This is a genomic window from Bacillus sp. SSR7, from assembly GCF_055902415.1.
Window position 1 is genome coordinate 294,356 of record NZ_JBVVXV010000004.1, and the last position, 18,947, is coordinate 313,302.

The window sequence follows — 18,947 nt, forward strand, 5'->3', positions numbered from 1 at the left end:
ATAGACAACTGTTTTATACATTTTTTTACTATGAGGAAGGAGCATACACTGCATGAATCTTTTATGGGGAATTGGCGGCGTGATTGGAGTATTAGCAATCGCTTTCTTACTATCTTCCAACCGCAAAGCTATTAATTGGCGCACGATTTTAATCGCGCTAGCATTACAAATGTCATTTTCATTTATCGTATTACGATGGGATGCCGGAAAAGCAGGTTTAAAACACGCTGCAGATGGCGTTCAAGGATTAATTAATTTTTCTTACGAGGGAATTAAGTTCGTTGCTGGGGATTTAGTCAACGCAAAAGGCCCTTGGGGATTTGTTTTCTTCATTCAAGCACTACTTCCAATCGTATTTATTAGTTCATTAGTTGCAATCTTATATCATTTCGGTATTATGCAGAAATTTGTCAGTGTCGTTGGTGGCGCATTAAGCAAACTTCTTGGAACTTCTAAAGCAGAAAGTTTAAACTCTGTAACGACTGTATTTTTAGGACAAACTGAAGCTCCAATCTTAATCAAGCCTTACTTAGCACGTTTAACAAATAGTGAATTCTTCGCTATTATGGTAAGCGGTATGACAGCTGTTGCCGGATCAGTTCTTGTCGGCTATGCAGCAATGGGTATTCCGTTAGAACACTTATTAGCAGCAGCAATTATGGCAGCTCCATCAAGTCTATTAATTGCGAAACTAATTATGCCAGAAACAGAACAAGTAGATAATAACGTTGAACTTTCTACAGAGCGTGAAGATGCAAACGTTATTGACGCAGCAGCACGTGGTGCATCAGAAGGTATGCAACTTGTTATTAACGTAGCAGCAATGTTAATGGCTTTCATCGCATTAATTGCTTTATTAAACGGTTTATTAGGATTAATTGGCTCTCTGTTCCATATTAAACTTAGCCTTGATTTAATCTTCGGTTACTTACTATCACCATTTGCAATCTTAATCGGGGTTTCTCCTGGTGAAGCTGTACAAGCAGCAAGCTTTATCGGTCAAAAACTTGCAATCAACGAATTCGTTGCATACGCAAACTTAGGACCACATATGGCAGAGTTCTCTGCAAAAACAAACTTAATTTTAACATTTGCAATCTGTGGATTCGCAAACTTCTCTTCTATCGCAATTCAGTTAGGTGTAACAGGAACATTAGCTCCTACTCGCCGTAAACAAATTGCACAATTAGGGATTAAAGCAGTTATCGCTGGTACACTAGCTAACTTCTTAAATGCAGCAGTTGCAGGTATGATGTTCCTATAAATTTATGCAAACCCTCCTCTTTCTAAAGAGGAGGGTTTTTATTTTATAATATGTTTTATTTATATGCAAAATATCCTATGTCTAAATATAATTACATTATGATACAATGATTAGTGGTTCTTTTTATTTTTTTAAAATAAAAAGAACCACTAATTTATGTTACTCACTTCAAAAGAATTTAGCTAAATGGTCTATTTCTTAATAATTGCGCATACTACAAATATCCTTGCATGAATTATCTTTAAAGGAGGAAAGTTTTGTGAAAGATAACTTCTATAAGATCCTTTCTATGTGGATTTTACAAATTTTATTTTATTTTACAACTGTACATGTAACGCAATATGAGCATGCTCTCATTTTTACAATTATATATGTAATTGTTAATGTACTATTTCTATTTTTCCCTGATAAAACTGCCTTTGTTTTCTTCATATTAGGAACCATTATTTCTGTTTTCTATTTATTCTACGAAGCATGGCTTTACTTATGGAGTACATCAGAACAATGGGAATACATTATTACTCACTTCCTAATGGCAGCAAATTTCTTCATTGTATATATCTCCACTCATCTATTAAAGAAGGTTATTCATGAAAATAAAGAATTAACCGAACGTGTGAGAACGTTAGAACAGTACATTGGAGAATCGAAATTATTAACAAGACAAGAATTCGAAAGACGACAAGCATTATTAATCAATGCAATGAATCGTCGTAATGAAACAGGCGTTATAATTTATTTTGACTTCACTTCCTTTAGTAAATATACGAAGGAAAGTGTTATGGATCGTGTAGCTTCATTATTAGTTGAAACGGTAAGAGCTGACTTTGACCTTGTTGCTGAGTATGATACCAACACACTAGTCACTTTATTACAAAATACAAATGAAGCTGGTGCCGATATTGTAATGAACCGTCTACAGCCTAAAATGGAAAAATGGCTTGCAGATGAGGCAATTCAAGATATTAAGATTAAACGAGAACAAATCGCTACAAAAGGACCGACAGTATTATGATGACACTCGTTATACTTCTTTTATTCCTTCTATTTTGCGTACTCGTTTTTTGGATCAGTATCACATTTTCCATTAAGTATGTACTTATTTTTACAGCCTTTCTATTCTCTGGCTTACTCGTTTACTATTCTTTCTTAACACTCGCAGGTTTAGTTCACCGAAATAGGAAACGAAAAGATCGTACGCTAGAACATTACCCAAGCGTCGATATTTTAATACCAGCTCACAACGAAGGCGTCGTGATTAAGGATACTTTAGAGGCGATGGCAAAGATTGAATATCCAGGCAAACTAACTGTTTATTTATTAAACGATAACTCGCAGGATGAGACACCTGAAATTGGTGACGATTTTGACAAAGCTTATGCTCATATTCGTCACATTCGCGTTCCACCTGGTGAACCAAAAGGAAAATCACGTGTATTAAACTACGGCCTTAGTATTTCAGATGGTGAATACTTCTGTGTTTATGATGCAGATAACCAGCCTGAACCACATGCACTGCGAATGCTTGTAGAACACGCTGAAACAACCGAGGATGCTGTTGGAGCTGTTGGGCATGTTCGTACTGTAAATGAAAACAGAAACTGGCTAACACGAATGATTTCGTTAGAATTTCAAATCTTCCAGCTCCTTATGCAATCCGGACGCTGGTTACTATTCCAAACAGGTTCACTAACAGGAACAAACATGCTTCTTCGTCGCGCTGCATTAGAAGAGCTTGGCGGCTATGACCCTTATGCAATTGCAGAAGACGCTGAATTAACATTGCGTATTACACAAAAAGGCTACCTCTTACCGATTGTGCCCGAATCGATTACATGGGAACAAGAACCTGAGCATTTAAAAATCCTTATTAAGCAGCGTACACGTTGGCTCCAAGGAAACTTGTATATTTTAGAAAAAATGTTTTCTTCATTAAGTTTCTTTAAAGGAAAGCTTCTCGTTCATTCCTTACAACAAGTTTTAGTGTATGTTGTATTTTGGCTATTCTTAATTATTTCAAACGTTTGGTTTGTAATTGGGTTACTCGGGATATTCCAAATTCAATATAGCATTCCGCTACTATTTATGTGGTATGTCGCATATATTACATATGTTTCTCAATTATTTAGTGCCCAGAGTGTGGAACGAACCTTTACACCAACTAATATTTTTATTAGTGTGATCATGTACTTTACGTACGCACAGCTCTTTACGTACTTATTCATTCGTAGTTTAATCTTATACTTACGTGCAAAGAGTAAGAAACAAGTCATTGGCTGGGATAAAACAGTTCGATTCAAAAAAGACAAATAAACAGCACATTAAAAATAAGCACAGAGCGCCGTATGCTCTGTGCTTATTTATTGCCGTATAACTTATATATCAGACAATACCCCTTAGCTGAAAGTAATTTCACGTCCATCCCCCAACGAACGATCGACCTTCATTTATATACGAAAAAGTGATTGCTATTTTTGTAGAACCAATTGCTTCTCTTGCTGCTCTTTGCGCGTTTCAGTCTTAGGTTCCGTGCTTTCTTGGACACTACGATGTGCCACACGTTTCAAACAAATATGCTTCCACTTTCTTTCGTAACGTTTCATTATTCTAGATGTCCCCCTTGAATGCGCTTTAAAACTATTTGAAATCGCTTACAGGAAATAATATAGCACATATATATAAACGTGACAACACATTTCCGACAATTTTTTGTCAAAAATATGAATAGAATCCGCAAGATATCGAACATTGTCGAAACGAATCGATTTTTATTCGTATAAAAGGCATACTACTAATATAGTAAAGTATTTTATTTCCCTTACTTGCAGTTCAAATTCCTTCTATATAAAGTGAAATTTTAATCAGTGAGGTTTTTCTTCATCCCCACCTAACTTCTTTGCTTTCACTGAATTTTGAGGTGGGGGTCTTACTGCCCATTATAAAGCGGGATTAAAAAAAAGAGCTGATACATAATCAACTCTTTTTCCTTCTATTATTTATGACGCTGCATACGCCCTTCTTTTTGTAACTCTTTAAATAATGCTGCCATCATAAAGAAAATAACAAATACGAACGGGAATGCCGCTATGATAGCTGCTGTTTGCAGTGCTTCTAATCCGCCAACATATAATAGAGTAGAAGCTATCGCTGCTAATACGATACCCCAAACCATTTTAATGCGGTTTGGCGGATTTAAACTACCATGCGTCGTTAACATTCCTAGAACGAATGTCGCAGAATCTGCTGATGTAATAAAGAATGTTGCAATAAGTAGAATGCCTAATACTGATAAAGCTGATCCAAAGCTTCCCATCTGATCGAACATAGCAAATAATCCTACTTCTGTTCCCAGCTCTTTAACCTTTTCAAAGATATGTGCGTCACCAAATAGCTCCATATGAATACCAGTTCCACCAAAAACAGAGAACCAAAGTGCACCAATTACGGTCGGTACGAGTAAAACACCAATAACAAACTCACGAATCGTACGTCCTCGTGAAACACGAGCAATAAATGTACCTACGAATGGTGACCATGCAATCCACCATGCCCAATAGAAAATTGTCCATGACTGAATCCATTGGTTTCCGCCTTCATCTAATGGACTTAAACGGAAGCTCATACTCGGTAATTCTTGAATATAAGAACCTATTGTTGAAGTAAAGTAATTCATAATAAAGTTTGTTGGACCCGCAAATAATACAATGATCATAAGTGCAAACGCAAAAATAATATTCGTATTACTTAAATATTTAATTCCTTTATCAAGACCTGTTTGCGCAGATAACATGAAAAGAACAGTTACAATCGCTATAATAACTAACTGTGTCGTTAATGAATTCGGGATAGATGTTAAATAACTAACACCACCGGCAATTTGTTTCGCACCAAGGCCTAATGACGTCGCTACGCCAAACACCGTTGCGAAAACAGCTAACACATCAAATGAATGAGCAATACGACCATGTTCCCCGCCCTTAAATAACGGACCTACTGTCGCACTAATCGTACTCGCTTTTCCTTTTCTAAAAGTAAAGTAAGCAATACACAGCGCTACAAATGCATATAGTCCCCACGGATGTAATCCCCAATGGAAAAATGAGAAGCGTAGTGCAAGGCGCGCACTTTCCTCAGTTGCACCTTCTCCAAACGGAGGTGCATAAAAATGGTTTAATGGTTCGGCAACGCCCCAGAAAACTAGACCGATACCCATACCAGCACTAAATAACATAGCAAACCATGTCATATAACTATAATCAGGTTCGTCATCATCTTTACCTAAACGAATAGAACCGTATTTCGAAACAATTAAAAAGATAGACACAACTAAAATAATAGAAACAGAAATAATATAAAACCATCCAAACTTACTAACTAATGCAGTTTGAATTGCGGTTGTTACATTTCCTAGGCTACCTTTTCCAATAATAGATTCGGGAATAATTCCCCAAATTGTAAATGCAATACATAATGTTAATGATACGATGAATGTTTTTGTTAGTTTCCTCATCAAATCCCCCTTCGTAGGTTTCACTTTTGTAAATAACATAAATTCCGATATGTAAAATCGGATAGAAAACTATAATTTCACGGTGATTTTCTTACTTTCACCTTCACCAATTCGAATTCTTATGGACAGCCTTACCTTCCGTATAACCTTTTCACTCTGCAAGAGCTATAAGATCGAAATACTGCTGTCAAATTGTGTGAGAAAAATGCGGATGGGAATGTATTTTCCCAAAAAAGGATGTGTTACAGATGTAAAAAAGGGCATTTTTCTTCCTTGCAACCCTTTCTTTTTGTAACAATTATGCGGTTTTTTTGCTAGTATATAGCACGTGTTTATAGTTTCACAAACGAAATGTTTATGTTTATATAACTATATTACCCATAAAACGGTAAAATACTCAAGGAATGTAACCGTTTAGTAAACATTATGTAACACTCATGTAATATTTTTATTTACGTCGAAAACAATATGTTGTATTAAATATTTTGAATATAAGTAGAAACCTACTAATCACATAGAATGAAAAACGCTTTCCTATATTTTTTGTTATATTACAGGATGTTAACGACTTATTACGAATGGTTTGTAATTGTGTGTTTTCCCCAAATCCGAAAAAATCTGTTGCTATAATGAGGACACGAAAACAAACGCAATGGAGGCTATCATGAAAAAATTAATTGGTATAGCAACAGCAGCAGTTTTTGGTCTTGGGATTTTCACATCATCTGCTAATGCAGAAACTGTTGTAACAACAGACGTACTAAATGTACGCGAAAACCCTACTACGGAATCAAAAGTTGTCGGTAAATTACTAAACGGTAATAAAATAGATGTTCAAAATACAGAGAACGGATGGTCAAAAATCACTTTAGATGGTAAAGACGCATTCGTAAGTACAGAGTTCACTAAAAGCATCTACTACGTAACAGCTAACGTATTAAACGTACGTGCTGAAGCGAACACAAACTCAGAAATTCTTGGGACGCTTAAGAAAGACGATATGATCGAAACAACGAACCAAGTACAAAATGAGTGGTTACAATTCGAATATAACGGAAAAACAGCTTATGTTCACGTTCCTTTCTTAACAGGTACAGCACCAGTTATTGAGAAACAAGAACAACCTGCTCCTGCTAAAGCGCAAGCACCAGCTCAAGCACCTGCAGCTCAAGCAAAACAAGCTGCTAAGCCTGCTGTAAAGGCTGCTGAAACTAACACACCTTCTGGTGGTCGTGAGTTAACAGTTGTAGCTACAGCATATACAGCTCATCCGAGCGAAAACGGTGGCACATATGGCGGCCGTGTATTAACTGCAATGGGTCATGACTTAACAGCGAACCCAAACATGAAAATGATCGCTGTTGACCCGAAAGTAATCCCATTAGGATCTAAAGTATGGGTAGAAGGTTACGGAGAAGCTATCGCTGGCGATACTGGCGGTGCAATTAAAGGTAACCGTATCGACATCCTACTTGGATCAGATAGCGCTGCTCAAAAATGGGGACGCAAAACTGTTAAAGTGAAAATTTTAAAATAACCAATGACTGCTGAAGCCAGTTCTCTTTGTTGAGAGCTGGCTTTTATTTTTTTATCCCACTTTAATGGGCAGTAAGACCCCCACCTCAAAATTCAGCGAAAGCAAAGAAGTTAGGTGGAGATCAACTGCCCATAAAAGTCCGATTGGTGAGGGCTAATAATCAGTGGGGGATAAAGAAAACCCCCACTGATTAAAGTTTCACTTTATAATAGCCATAAGGAGGTTATGTCCATGAATGTACAAGCAAAAGTAGACTGGATCGGTACACCAAAACCGTATATATATAAGGATGAAGCAACATACGACGCTACTTCCATTGATTTCTCACTCACTGACGACGACAATCGATATAAATTAATTGTGCTCAAGTCTGAAGATAATACACATTACAAATTTGTCCAATATGGAATCAAACCCGGCTCACAAAAGCCATTTCCTATCGACATTCCATTCGAACAAAACATGTTACCAATCATAGAGCAAATATTACATGATCCATATGTACAAGCGATATTAAAGGAAACGCGCTTCTAATCGAAAAAAGACTATCTCAATTATGAGATAGTCTTTTGCATTAATGAGTTGGACCAGATACTTCCTCTGATTTCAACGTATTATTCGCTCCAAGAGAATGGTACAATATCTTTCCATTTCCATTCACAGTAACGATATGATCATTATTAAAGCTTTTGAACTTCACAGAGCCATCACCGTAACGAATATGATACTCTTCATATGTCGTTACTTTATATTTCGTAGCACTTTGACGCTCTACATTACGAATTTCCATTGTTAATAAATCTTCTGTAATTCCTTTTTTGTGTAAATACTGTATATAATCACGGTCTTCCTTATACGATTTCCCGCTCTTATCATAATTATTTTCAATTAAGCTAAAATCATTTAATGAAATCGCACGCACATTATCATAAAGATGATTTCGTACAAAGTCACCAACAGCCGAACTTGATGTTTCTTTCGGGAATTTTAAGTAATACGTGCTTTGGTCTCCAATTTTAACACTTTCAGATTTCATCACACCAAAATCAGTAGTTTTCTCTAAATGTACTTCTACCGTTTCATCTGTTGGCACAGGACCAAGTTTATAACTTCCGCGGCTTAACTTCCCACGCTTCGTACCATTCACAAATACAGTTGCATCATTTTCATCAGAAGAAATGGTTACATAATTTCCTTCTAATGATAATTTAACATCCACTTTCGCCTCTTTTTCATCTGCCAAGTCCACTTCTTTTTCTGTTTCTAACTCAGTTAGTTCCGTCTTCGCTTTTGCCTTTACAACGTAAGAACCAGGGAAGTACGGACCAACTTCTTTTGAAGTTTTATCACTTGATAGCTCTATCTCTTTCTTATCATTCACATATATTTCAGCACCTTTCGCAGTTGTGCTTACATTCATATAATAAGATTTCATATTAAGTTTATACTTCGGATATAAGAACCATTCTTTCCCGTCTTCTATAATTTGACCATCTTTAAATGATGCTTTATCACTTGCTAGTTTTTGATCTACTGTCTCTCTTTGTAAATAAGATAGCAGTTCTTTATTATAAGAAGGATTTTCTTTTAAATAACGGATATATCCTTTAATATCGTCAACTTTCACTTTCAAACTCGGATCATCTACTTTTACAAACTCATCAATTGCATTCGCATCTTTCTTTTGGAATGCTTCAATCATAGCATTGACCTGCTTTTCTTTTGAGAACTTGCTTGCTCCAAATTTATACGCACCAAACAATATAGCAAAGATAACAACAAAGCCTATAAGTAACATTATATTTTTCTTACTTTTCACTGGCTTTATTTCTCGTTGTACTTCTGAACGAGAAGAAGCTGCCTGATCAGCAATTACATCTACCTTACTTCCACACTCGGAACAAAAGTTCAAATGATCCGCAACTTGTTTATTACATTTCCCACAAAACTTCAAATGGCTCTCCCCCTTATTTTTTCCCGAACTTCATACCAGCGAATGTTAATGCGTACGAAAGAAGAAAACTCCCTACCATTAAATACAGCGTGCTACTTTGAATAGAGAACAATGGTCCGGAAATCCCAGCAAATTCCTTCATAACTTCTTTACTCCCTGAGGCCTCAATATGAATTTTGGCCAATCCATTTACACAAAGCATCATCACAGTATACACCGCACTAAACACAGCAATAGTTACGTACATATTTTTCATCGGATATTGAGCCAATTTCATCCCAGCTCTAAATAGTAAAATGCATGGTAGTACAATTAATAACCCCCACCAGTGCATGTAGGAATTGAAATCCTCAATTTCTTTTACTCGTTTAAAATTCGCTCCATTAGCTACTTCCAGATCTTTTAATGACGTACCATGTATTGATATTCCTGACGTATAAGATAAATGCAATGGACCTTTTTCCATTGAGTATCTTCTCATTTCTCTATCCATGTCTCCCCATTCAATTGCTGTTGGAGCAAAGTGAGCCATATTCCACATGTATGGTGTTGCTTCTAATGAAATGAATGTTTTATATGTTTTCTCTGGAAAATCAATTGGTCCCACTGACTTTGAACTGCTAAATAAAATTGTAATAAGTATAATACCAAATGTAATAAGCAATCCTTTTAATACAGTTACCACACTATAATAAATAGATGTTGCATATGGAATACTTCGACTCATAGAAGATAATAGACGGTGTGGTCCTGCCTGAATACACATACCAATAAAGGTAAATAATAAACCAAATATAATGCCATACAATAAACTACTAACATGTGAATAACCAATACTGATTGTCATCGTTTTATAGAATTGAGAAATTGTCGTAGAAGAACTTGCGATAAAGCTGACAATACACAAGAAAACCCCATATACAATACCGATAATACTTGATGTTAGTAACTTCTCACGCCAAATAGCAGAAGGGTTGCTTCTCTCTACAAAGAATCCAATTCCACCTAATATAAGTGCTGGAATTGCTAACAAGATGAACAATGGGAAATGAAGGATAAATGACATCGCATATTCCCCGCTCCCACTAACTTCAAGGCCTATTAAATGATACATTAAAATTAATGGTGCTATACCGATGAAAGATTGATCAATAGTAGTCATATTCAGCATACCGTTCATCTTTGTAAGCATCGTTCTCACTAGATCGTTAATCGCCGCATCGACAATTAGGCTACCAATCCAACCGGCTATAAACATACATACGATTGCAAGCCCACCACCAAGTAAACCTTTTTTCAAAGTGCTGCCAGGTGGACTTACATGTAATTGTAAACTTTCGTCTGGTAATCTTGTTTTCATTTCTTTTTTCATAATACCTAATAAGGAATCCCCGCATTTCTCACAATACGTAGCAGTCCCTTTACTTTCCACACCACAAGTTCGGCAATACTTTGAGTCTTTCGGTGCTAACATAACTTCACTTTCTACACTACCTGTACTTGATCCATCATGTGTACAATAATTCGCTACATCCGATTGTTCTAAACCACAAGTTTTACAATACATGTTCCTCACTCCTTACTTTGCTTCATACCACAAACTGGACAGAATGTAGCCTCTGCTGCAATTTGTTCACCACATGAAGTACATGACCCATTTTCAGCATTTTTTGATTGAAGGAGTAACTCATTTATTTTCCCGCACTGTCCACAAAATTTATCATTTAATGATAATGGGCCGCCACAGCTACATTGCCCTTTCTGTCCTTGATTCTGTAAATTAGCTATTTGCTTACGCGTGTTATAAATAGCTACATCCAGCTCTTGTACTGGTTCTATAATACTTTTTAACACATCTACTCGAACTTCATCATTTCGGAGTTGCATATATGTCGTTTGACCAAGTTCCAACAAAATTTCAGTTTTCACCTGTAGTTTCTCTTGCGTAATCTTCTTTAATTGCGCAACCTCTTGAGCTACTTGTAATTTCATCTTCCCTTGCTCAATTCCCTCTTGCAATTTGTTCATACCGCTACCAAACTTCGATTGTAAATCTGACAAAACTTAATCCCTCCATAAATATATAGTAATATACAAAATTAACATTTTATATATTACCATGATTTTCAAGTAATGTAATCTAAATTTCATTTTTTCTGTTTTAAGCATTTTTTGTTTATAATGGTAAAGGAAAGAAATATATGTACGGAGGAATATTATGCTGCAACACTCAATTACGAAAGATGAAATTATGATGATTGCGAATGAGTTCGTTCAAGGACTAGATCCACAGCAAACAGCTGATCAGGAACATGTCGCTACAGCTCGGCACCTATATCGTAGTGGTGTTGTCTACAACGTTGACTTTGATGGCTATACGCTATCAGGAACTGTAGATGCTGAAGGCAGCGTATATAGCGTCCATATCCCGATTCGCAACGTCGCTGAAAGCTATTGCGATTGCTTCGCACCAACGCAATGTGAGCATATGCTCGCTGTGTTACTATCGGCAGCATCTAGTTTCGGGCAAGTAGGAGATGTATTAACTTTATTTAAAAATAATACGAAGCCTTCCCTTCCTCCTATTCGAACTGCAAGACAAGTATTGCAATCATCAGCTTTTGAAGAAACGGATTATAAAAGTTGGCAATCCTATTTTGATAACGAATATGAATCATTTAAAAAAGAACAAGCTCGGCTTACTTATAAACAAATGTATTTTCTTATGAGTATTTTTACGGACTTCTATACGAAACTCGAGCGGAAAGCTCCACGTATCATTGTGATACATGAGTTGTTCAGGTTACATGCAGCACTTTATTGCTTTCAAAAATTATTAGAAGAAATTCAGGAATTTGAAGCAAATAAAACGTATTCTTATCACCAACCAGTTAACGTCGTTCGCCTATTTGTAGATAAAGTGGAATCCATCGTTCGGGACTTACAATCAGAATCGATCCCTTCAGAGTCTAAATCAATTTTGCAAGAAACAGCTCGTCTCGTTCACGAAGTATTCTTCTCCACCGATGCCTATACGCAAGAGAGATTTTTTATTTATCGTCACATATGGAGTGAACTCTTACACAATAACGAGCAACTACAAGAAGAAGAAAAACGAATCGATACGAAAATGAATCCACTTTCCAAAGCATTAGCATCTTCTCATCTACTCTTTTTAAATGACGAAGATCGATTAGCGATGGACTTACTAAAAAAACAGCCTGCTTCTGTTGTAAGTCTATACTTCTATTGGTTAGAAGAGTTATTAAATGCAATGAAATGGGATCGTGCGAAAAACTGGCTTTCCTTTACGTATAAACAAGTGAAGAAAACGATACATGAGCACGAAAATACAATTTTCATAAAAGATATCGTTCGCTTATTCGTCATCATGTATGAAACGTATGCAACCCATACAAATGAACAAGCTGGATTCGAAATGATTTTGCAAGAGCTATTACCATACAGTTTCGCAAACTATGAGCAATACGTACTGGCGAAAAAGCAGTATCGAACATGGGCAGAACTTCAGCTCTTACATGGATTTGAAGCAATTGAAATTTTGAAAGAGCCGCTGAAAGATATTGAAAAGGAAGCACCAGAAGCAGCACTTCCTCTTTATCACCTTGCTGCTACCGAAGCTATTGAAGAGCGAAATCGCAAATCATATAGACGTGCAGTTCGTTACTTAAAGAAATTACGTACATTATATAAACGATTAAAGCGTACCGATGAATGGGATGCTTTCATTATTCACATCGCAAACTTACATTCACGTCTGCGTGCACTACAAGAGGAATTACGGAAAGGAAAATTAATCGATGATCAATCAAACTGAAGTAACAATTAGGCTCCAGCACGTTAGTCACGGTTGGTTCCTTTGGGGAGAGGATGATAGCGGTAATCCATTATCCGTAACAAGTTGGAAACGAAATGCATTTACATGGCACTCCACTTCCTTCTACGGCACGTTTCTAAAAGAAGCAACCTTTGAAGGAAGACAAGGTGTTATGCTAACAAACGCACAAGCATTTGAATACATCGCTAATAAACCAATGAACTCCTTTGCTCGTATTCAAATGAACGGTCCTATTACAGCACTTACGGAAGATGCGAACGAATTGTGGGATGCCTTCACAAGCGGTAGCTTCGTACCTGATATGGAGCGTTGGCCTAAACAACCATCTTGGAAAGTTCAAAATACTCCAATCGAAGATGACACATTGGCATCTCTTTTCTCGGCTGCAGTAAATGAAAGCATATTACAAGATAACCGTTCAAATGACGGATGGGAAGATGCAAAGAGACTTTATGAACATTATGACTTTACGAAAAGACAATTAGACGCAGCACTACATGAAGAAGATTGGCTTCGAAAAATTGGTTACATTGAAGATGACCTTCCCTTTACAATCGGTCTACGGCTACAAGAGCCGCAAGAAGAATTTGAAATGTGGAAGCTTGAAACAATTGTTACACCAAAGCGCGGGGCCCATCGCATATATGTATATGAGGGTATCGATTCTTTGCCAAAACGATGGCACGATTATGAAGAACGTATTCTTGAAACACAAGAAGGCTTCAGTAGACTTGTACCGTGGTTAAAAGATGGTGATACATTCCGAAGTGAACTCTTTGAAACAGAAGCATGGAACTTCTTAACAGAAGCAAGTAACGAATTACTCGCTGCAGGTATTACGATTTTATTACCATCATGGTGGCAAAATTTAAAAGCGACAAAACCAAAATTACGTGTGCAGCTGAAGCAAAATGCGACGCAAACGCAATCTTTCTTCGGCATGAATACACTCGTCAATTTTGACTGGCGCATTTCAACGAACGGCATTGATTTATCAGAAAGCGAATTTTTCGAACTCGTTGAACAAAATAAACGGTTATTCAATATAAATGGTCAATGGATGAGACTAGATCCAGCCTTTATTGAAGAAGTACGAAAGCTCATGAACCGTGCTGATAAGTATGGGCTCGAAATGAAAGATGTTCTTCAGCAACATTTATCAAACACTGCTGAAACAGAAATTGTAGAAGAGGATAGTCCGTTTACCGATATTGAAATTGAACTAGATGGATATTATGAAGACTTATTCCAAAAACTATTGCATATTGGAGATATTCCAAAAATAGATGTCCCTTCATCACTAAACGCCACACTCCGTCCATATCAACAACATGGCATTGAGTGGTTATTATATTTAAGAAAACTTGGATTCGGCGCATTGTTAGCTGACGACATGGGACTTGGAAAGAGTATTCAAACGATTACTTACTTACTATATATAAAAGAAAACAATCTCCAAACAGGTCCTGCTTTAATCGTGGCTCCGACATCTGTTCTTGGAAATTGGCAAAAAGAATTTGAGCGTTTCGCACCGAATTTACGTGTTCAGTTACATTATGGAAGTAACCGAGCTAAAGGGGAATCCTTTAAAGATTTCCTTCAATCAGCAGATGTTGTATTAACATCTTATGCATTAGCTCAGCTTGATGAGGAAGAACTTAGTACGTTATGCTGGGATGCTGTTATTTTGGATGAAGCACAAAATATTAAAAACCCACATACGAAACAGTCTAAAGCAGTACGAAACTTACAAGCAAATCACAAAATCGCATTAACTGGGACACCGATGGAAAACCGCCTTGCCGAGCTTTGGTCTATTTTCGACTTCATTAATCATGGATATCTTGGCAGCTTAGGACAATTCCAGCGCCGCTTCGTCTCACCAATTGAAAAGGACCGTGACGAAGGAAAAATCCAACAAGTTCAACGTTTTATCTCACCGTTTTTACTGCGACGAACGAAAAAAGATCAAACAGTCGCATTAAACTTACCAGATAAACAAGAACAGAAAGCGTACTGTCCACTTACTGGTGAACAAGCTTCCTTATATGAACAACTTGTTCAAGATACATTACAAAATGTAGAAGGATTAAGCGGGATTGAAAGACGCGGATTTATATTACTCATGCTGAACAAACTTAAACAAATTTGTAATCATCCCGCTCTTTATTTAAAAGAAACGGAACCGAAAGACATCATCGAGCGTTCCATGAAAACGAGCACGCTTATGGAACTCATTGAAAATATAAAAGATCAAAATGAAAGTTGTTTAATCTTCACGCAATACATCGGTATGGGGAATATGCTAAAAGATGTGTTAGAAGAACATTTCGGTCAGCGCGTCCTCTTCTTAAACGGTAGTGTACCGAAGAAAGAACGTGACAAAATGATCGAACAGTTCCAAAACGGAACGTATGACATCTTCATCTTATCGTTAAAAGCAGGTGGTACAGGGTTAAACTTAACAGCTGCCAACCATGTCATTCACTACGATCGTTGGTGGAATCCAGCGGTAGAAAACCAAGCAACAGACCGTGCATATCGCATTGGTCAAAAGCGTTTCGTTCACGTTCATAAGCTGATTACAACGGGGACACTTGAAGAGAAAATCGATGAAATGTTAGAAAGAAAACAATCATTAAATAACGCCGTCATTACAAGCGATAGTTGGATGACAGAACTATCTACAGATGAACTAAAAGAATTACTTGGTGTATAAAGTGAAACTTTAATCAGTGGGGGTTTTCTTCATCCCACACTGATTATCAGCCCTCACCAATCGGACTTTTATGGGCAGCCCGCCCCCCCACCTAACTTCTTTGCTCTCGCTGAATTTTGAGGTGGGGGTCTTACTGCCCATTAAAGCGGGATAAACAAAAGGAGCTAATCTTTTCGAGATTAGCTCCTTTTTCTATTCCAAAACCAATTACTTATTATAATACCTGTTAATCCGCCGCACGTATCCAGTAATGAATCTTGCCACATCGGTGTACGATCGCCCGTAAACCATTGATGAATTTCATCAAATGTTGCGTATCCCGCAACGAAAAGGAGAGCGTATATAAAACACCTTTTTCTCGAATAACCTGATCGATGAAAAGCGTAATACGTCAATGAACCGAGCATAAAGAACACCATAAAATGAGCACCTTTACGAAGGAAAAACTCAATAAATCCACCTACACCTTTATTTGCAATACTAACAGGTGTACCACCGCCGTAATCGATAGATACCCATGAAAAATGCTCTTTCACAAACTCCACATTTACATATTGTTCAATATCCGAACGCATATCCTGCTTTTTATATGGTTGTGCCGAGGAATAGAAAATCAGCCCCATCCATAGTAAAACAGGAATCCAAAATAACCATTTACGATTCATTCTTCCGAAACCCCTCTCTTATTCTTTTAAGAGTACCAAAAAAAAGAATAAATTTCACGCCAAAACATGACATTTGCATCCTATTTATATAGTGAAAGGGGGTGATAAACATGGCAGTCGAAACAATCGTAATGGATTTAACTTTACGTCTCGTCTTAAACAATGGATTAGATAAGAATGGAAAAACAGTTTTTAAGAACAAACAATTTAAGCGCGTAAAAACAAACGCAAACTTAGAGCAAGTACAAAACGTAGCACGTGCTCTTGCTTCTTTACAAGCATCACCACTTCACGCTGTACAACTTGTTAGCACATCAGATCTTTCTAACCTTTAAGGTGGAAATATAATCAGTGGGGATGCCCCCACTGATTACAAGATAAATAAAAAGGAGGAATCAACGTATGCAAGTACTAGAATTAATTTTCGCGAAAGAAGATGGAAAAACAGTTGTCTTTTCTATCGAGAAGCCGATCACACCTATTGATGCACAAGTCGTAAATCAAGTAATGGATACGATCCTTGCCTCATCTGTATTTTCATCAATTAATGAAAATACCCGAAAAAAAGGAGCTCGTCTCGTAGAAAGAAATGTATCTGAAGTTCCTATTACCTTATAGACAAAAAGACGAATCTGCATCATTTTGCAGATTCGTCTTTTTTCTTCGGCATTTCAATTGGAATAAAGATTTTTGAAAAACCGACGCATACATATTTATAGTGTTCTCCGCCGATATCAAATTCCGTCTTATATGTTGAGAAGAATATATAATCATCTCGCTTCGTATAATGATCGATTAACAATCCAACTTGCGGCTCAACATATTTTTTCGCCAACTTCTTACCAGCCGATGCTAAATCACCAAGGAGCCCCTCTTCATTTTCCTTTTGAACTTCGTCTAGCTTCTTACTTACATCATTACGTTTCATAAACTGCTTCGCTGCCCAATCCGTATATTCACCTTTACTCGGATTACTATTTGCTAAATATACTAGAAGAACAACAACTAGAGCCATAATAATATACCTTTTCTTCATACTATCTCACCGCCTACCCTTTTCTATTTTCATATATATGTACAAGCGATGCAAATTAGAAAGACTATCATCTATTGATTGTAAACGAATAGCTAAAATTTACAATATGAAATAAAAGATTAACAATTAATTTACTTAATTCGTATATAATTATATTGAGAATTATTATCATTTATAAAGGGGGAATTAAATTTATGAATGACGAAAATGATATTATTATTTCTAATTCTACAATGATGTTAGAACCATACAAGCACCCTTACTATCAGACAAAGATTATAGAAAGTAGCGGGAACCATCTTTACTCCTGTCAAACTGCTCTCCAACTTATCAAGCAATCTTGTCTAACCAATGTTCACTCTACTTATCAAGGTAGACGGAAAGCAGTTCAAACAAACTTTCATTTCAAACAAAATGTCCCGATTCCAATTAATCATCGAGAATATATTTGTGCTTTCCCAACAGAGTCTCCTTCTTCTCCAAACTGTATATGGCTGTTTTATAACCATATAGATGACATAGAGTTTTTCAAAAAAAGTAAAAAAGCTACCATTCATTTTTCAAATGGCACGACTACAACCATACATATCAGTCCCCATAAGTTAAAACAACAATTATTAAAAGCCGGATATGTATTATCACGTATGAACATGCAAGATTCACTACAATTTAAAAAACTCTTACTACATTTACTACCTTAACAGAATAAGTAGAATGGAAAGCAATATCCCTTGCCTTCCATTCTTATGATAATGTTTATCCTCTTAAACTATCTCGCATTTTCTCAAGTGCTCGCCGATACACCCACCTCACTTGATAATAGGTCATCTCTGTCTCTAAAGCGATTTCCCCCATCGTCTTTCCTACAAAAAAACGCTCAAAAACGATATACTTCTCCTTCTCATCTAATACACTCATAAAATCCTTCACTTTCATTTCAATATCTTCAAAACGAAAGATATCCTCATACTCTCCTACACATACACACTTTTCTTGCACTGCAAACTCTTTCTTCAATCTTTCTAATATATAACCACGCACCGTTACAACTGCATATGCAGGAAAACTCCCTTTCTCTGCATCAAACTTTTCATACGCATGCCAAAGACCGATTAACCCACATTGATAATACTCTTCATAATCTTGATAGATCCCTAACTTCTTTATTTGATTTACAATCAATCCTTCATACAACAAAACTGCCTCTTTAAAAGTCGCTGGCTTCACACAGTACCCACTTCTAAAAGGTATACCTCTTTGTTATTCCGCCGGTACCTCCACAATATAAAAATAAAGAGGGAAATTCACTGTGAGTAATTTTAAATACTATCGCTGAAATTTGAAATTACAATGGGTAGAATTTCAAATTTTGTTGGTGGTATTTGAAGTAAGGTTAAAAATAA

17 protein-coding genes are annotated in these 18,947 nt (G+C 36.6%); 10 read left to right on the forward strand and 7 right to left on the reverse strand.

What is annotated here, in order from left to right:
* Nucleotides 1–52 precede the first annotated feature (52 nt).
* The 3 genes from AC0NJG_RS11035 to AC0NJG_RS11045 all read left to right on the forward strand — a co-directional run bounded on the left by AC0NJG_RS11035 (nucleotide 53) and on the right by AC0NJG_RS11045 (nucleotide 3,577).
* Nucleotides 53–1,264 carry a NupC/NupG family nucleoside CNT transporter gene (locus AC0NJG_RS11035; RefSeq protein WP_087955131.1) on the forward strand — a complete coding sequence of 404 codons (1,212 nt, stop codon included), beginning with the start codon at nucleotides 53–55 and terminating at the stop codon, nucleotides 1,262–1,264.
* Between the two features lie 259 nt (nucleotides 1,265–1,523).
* Nucleotides 1,524–2,279, forward strand: coding sequence for a dGTP triphosphohydrolase (locus AC0NJG_RS11040; RefSeq protein ID WP_308900817.1), 756 nt, complete (start codon nucleotides 1,524–1,526; stop codon nucleotides 2,277–2,279).
* A complete protein-coding gene (locus AC0NJG_RS11045) occupies nucleotides 2,276–3,577 on the forward strand; it encodes a glycosyltransferase family 2 protein (protein ID WP_088325784.1) in 1,302 nt (433 codons plus the stop codon). The genes AC0NJG_RS11040 and AC0NJG_RS11045 overlap by 4 nt, the downstream gene beginning before the upstream one ends.
* Before the next feature lie 679 nt (nucleotides 3,578–4,256).
* Here AC0NJG_RS11045 and opuD read toward each other — a convergent pair.
* The gene (gene opuD, locus AC0NJG_RS11050; RefSeq protein ID WP_087994282.1) at nucleotides 4,257–5,774 is read right to left on the reverse strand and encodes a glycine betaine transporter OpuD; all 1,518 of its coding nucleotides are present in this window, start codon (nucleotides 5,772–5,774) and stop codon (nucleotides 4,257–4,259) included.
* Nucleotides 5,775–6,438: 664 nt separating this feature from the next.
* Between opuD and AC0NJG_RS11055 the strand changes: the two genes are divergently transcribed.
* Together AC0NJG_RS11055 and AC0NJG_RS11060 are read left to right on the forward strand one after the other, a co-directional pair.
* Entirely contained in the window at nucleotides 6,439–7,311 is an 873-nt protein-coding gene (locus tag AC0NJG_RS11055) for a cell wall-binding protein EntA (protein WP_087994283.1), read from the forward strand.
* Nucleotides 7,312–7,542: 231 nt separating this feature from the next.
* The gene (locus AC0NJG_RS11060) at nucleotides 7,543–7,845 is read left to right on the forward strand and encodes a DUF3910 family protein (RefSeq protein ID WP_474063039.1); all 303 of its coding nucleotides are present in this window, start codon (nucleotides 7,543–7,545) and stop codon (nucleotides 7,843–7,845) included.
* Nucleotides 7,846–7,885: 40 nt separating this feature from the next.
* On the opposite strand, the gene AC0NJG_RS11065 is transcribed toward AC0NJG_RS11060, so the two are convergent.
* From AC0NJG_RS11065 to AC0NJG_RS11075, 3 genes are read right to left on the reverse strand one after another with little or no spacing between them, the layout of a single operon-like run.
* Nucleotides 7,886–9,265, reverse strand: a complete 1,380-nt coding sequence (locus AC0NJG_RS11065) for a zinc ribbon domain-containing protein (protein ID WP_087955138.1) — start codon at nucleotides 9,263–9,265, stop codon at nucleotides 7,886–7,888.
* Between the two features lie 13 nt (nucleotides 9,266–9,278).
* On the reverse strand, nucleotides 9,279–10,832 hold the full coding sequence (locus tag AC0NJG_RS11070; protein WP_474063040.1) for a hypothetical protein: 1,554 nt from the start codon (nucleotides 10,830–10,832) through the stop codon (nucleotides 9,279–9,281).
* Nucleotides 10,833–10,837: 5 nt separating this feature from the next.
* Nucleotides 10,838–11,326 (reverse strand): zinc ribbon domain-containing protein, encoded by a 489-nt coding sequence (locus AC0NJG_RS11075; protein ID WP_474063041.1) that lies wholly within the window; start codon nucleotides 11,324–11,326, stop codon nucleotides 10,838–10,840.
* Nucleotides 11,327–11,483: 157 nt separating this feature from the next.
* Here AC0NJG_RS11075 and AC0NJG_RS11080 point away from each other — a divergent pair, with 157 nt between their 5' ends.
* Together AC0NJG_RS11080 and AC0NJG_RS11085 are read left to right on the forward strand one after the other, a co-directional pair.
* Nucleotides 11,484–13,103, forward strand: a complete 1,620-nt coding sequence (locus AC0NJG_RS11080) for an SWIM zinc finger family protein (RefSeq protein ID WP_088325791.1) — start codon at nucleotides 11,484–11,486, stop codon at nucleotides 13,101–13,103.
* Entirely contained in the window at nucleotides 13,087–15,843 is a 2,757-nt protein-coding gene (locus AC0NJG_RS11085; protein WP_410981441.1) for a DEAD/DEAH box helicase, read from the forward strand. Before AC0NJG_RS11080 ends, AC0NJG_RS11085 begins: the two co-directional genes overlap by 17 nt.
* A gap of 179 nt (nucleotides 15,844–16,022) precedes the next feature.
* Here AC0NJG_RS11085 and AC0NJG_RS11090 read toward each other — a convergent pair whose 3' ends face one another.
* Nucleotides 16,023–16,508: a VanZ family protein gene (locus AC0NJG_RS11090; RefSeq protein ID WP_001080717.1), complete on the reverse strand. Its 486-nt coding sequence runs from the start codon at nucleotides 16,506–16,508 to the stop codon at nucleotides 16,023–16,025.
* Between the two features lie 110 nt (nucleotides 16,509–16,618).
* On the opposite strand from AC0NJG_RS11090, the gene AC0NJG_RS11095 reads away from it, so the two are divergent.
* Together AC0NJG_RS11095 and AC0NJG_RS11100 are read left to right on the forward strand one after the other, a co-directional pair.
* Nucleotides 16,619–16,843 carry a DUF1659 domain-containing protein gene (locus tag AC0NJG_RS11095; RefSeq protein WP_014893407.1) on the forward strand — a complete coding sequence of 75 codons (225 nt, stop codon included), beginning with the start codon at nucleotides 16,619–16,621 and terminating at the stop codon, nucleotides 16,841–16,843.
* 67 nt (nucleotides 16,844–16,910) lie between these two features.
* On the forward strand, nucleotides 16,911–17,126 hold the full coding sequence (locus AC0NJG_RS11100) for a DUF2922 domain-containing protein (protein ID WP_001197596.1): 216 nt from the start codon (nucleotides 16,911–16,913) through the stop codon (nucleotides 17,124–17,126).
* Nucleotides 17,127–17,145: 19 nt separating this feature from the next.
* Here the strand turns inward: AC0NJG_RS11100 and AC0NJG_RS11105 are convergent, their stop codons facing one another.
* On the reverse strand, nucleotides 17,146–17,544 hold the full coding sequence (locus AC0NJG_RS11105; RefSeq protein WP_000747726.1) for a DUF4359 domain-containing protein: 399 nt from the start codon (nucleotides 17,542–17,544) through the stop codon (nucleotides 17,146–17,148).
* Between the two features lie 194 nt (nucleotides 17,545–17,738).
* Between AC0NJG_RS11105 and AC0NJG_RS11110 the strand changes: the two genes are divergently transcribed.
* A complete protein-coding gene (locus AC0NJG_RS11110; RefSeq protein ID WP_087955144.1) occupies nucleotides 17,739–18,245 on the forward strand; it encodes a competence protein ComK in 507 nt (168 codons plus the stop codon).
* 55 nt (nucleotides 18,246–18,300) lie between these two features.
* Here AC0NJG_RS11110 and AC0NJG_RS11115 read toward each other — a convergent pair whose 3' ends face one another.
* Entirely contained in the window at nucleotides 18,301–18,771 is a 471-nt protein-coding gene (locus AC0NJG_RS11115) for a sigma-70 family RNA polymerase sigma factor (RefSeq protein WP_087955145.1), read from the reverse strand.
* Nucleotides 18,772–18,947: the final 176 nt, after the last annotated feature.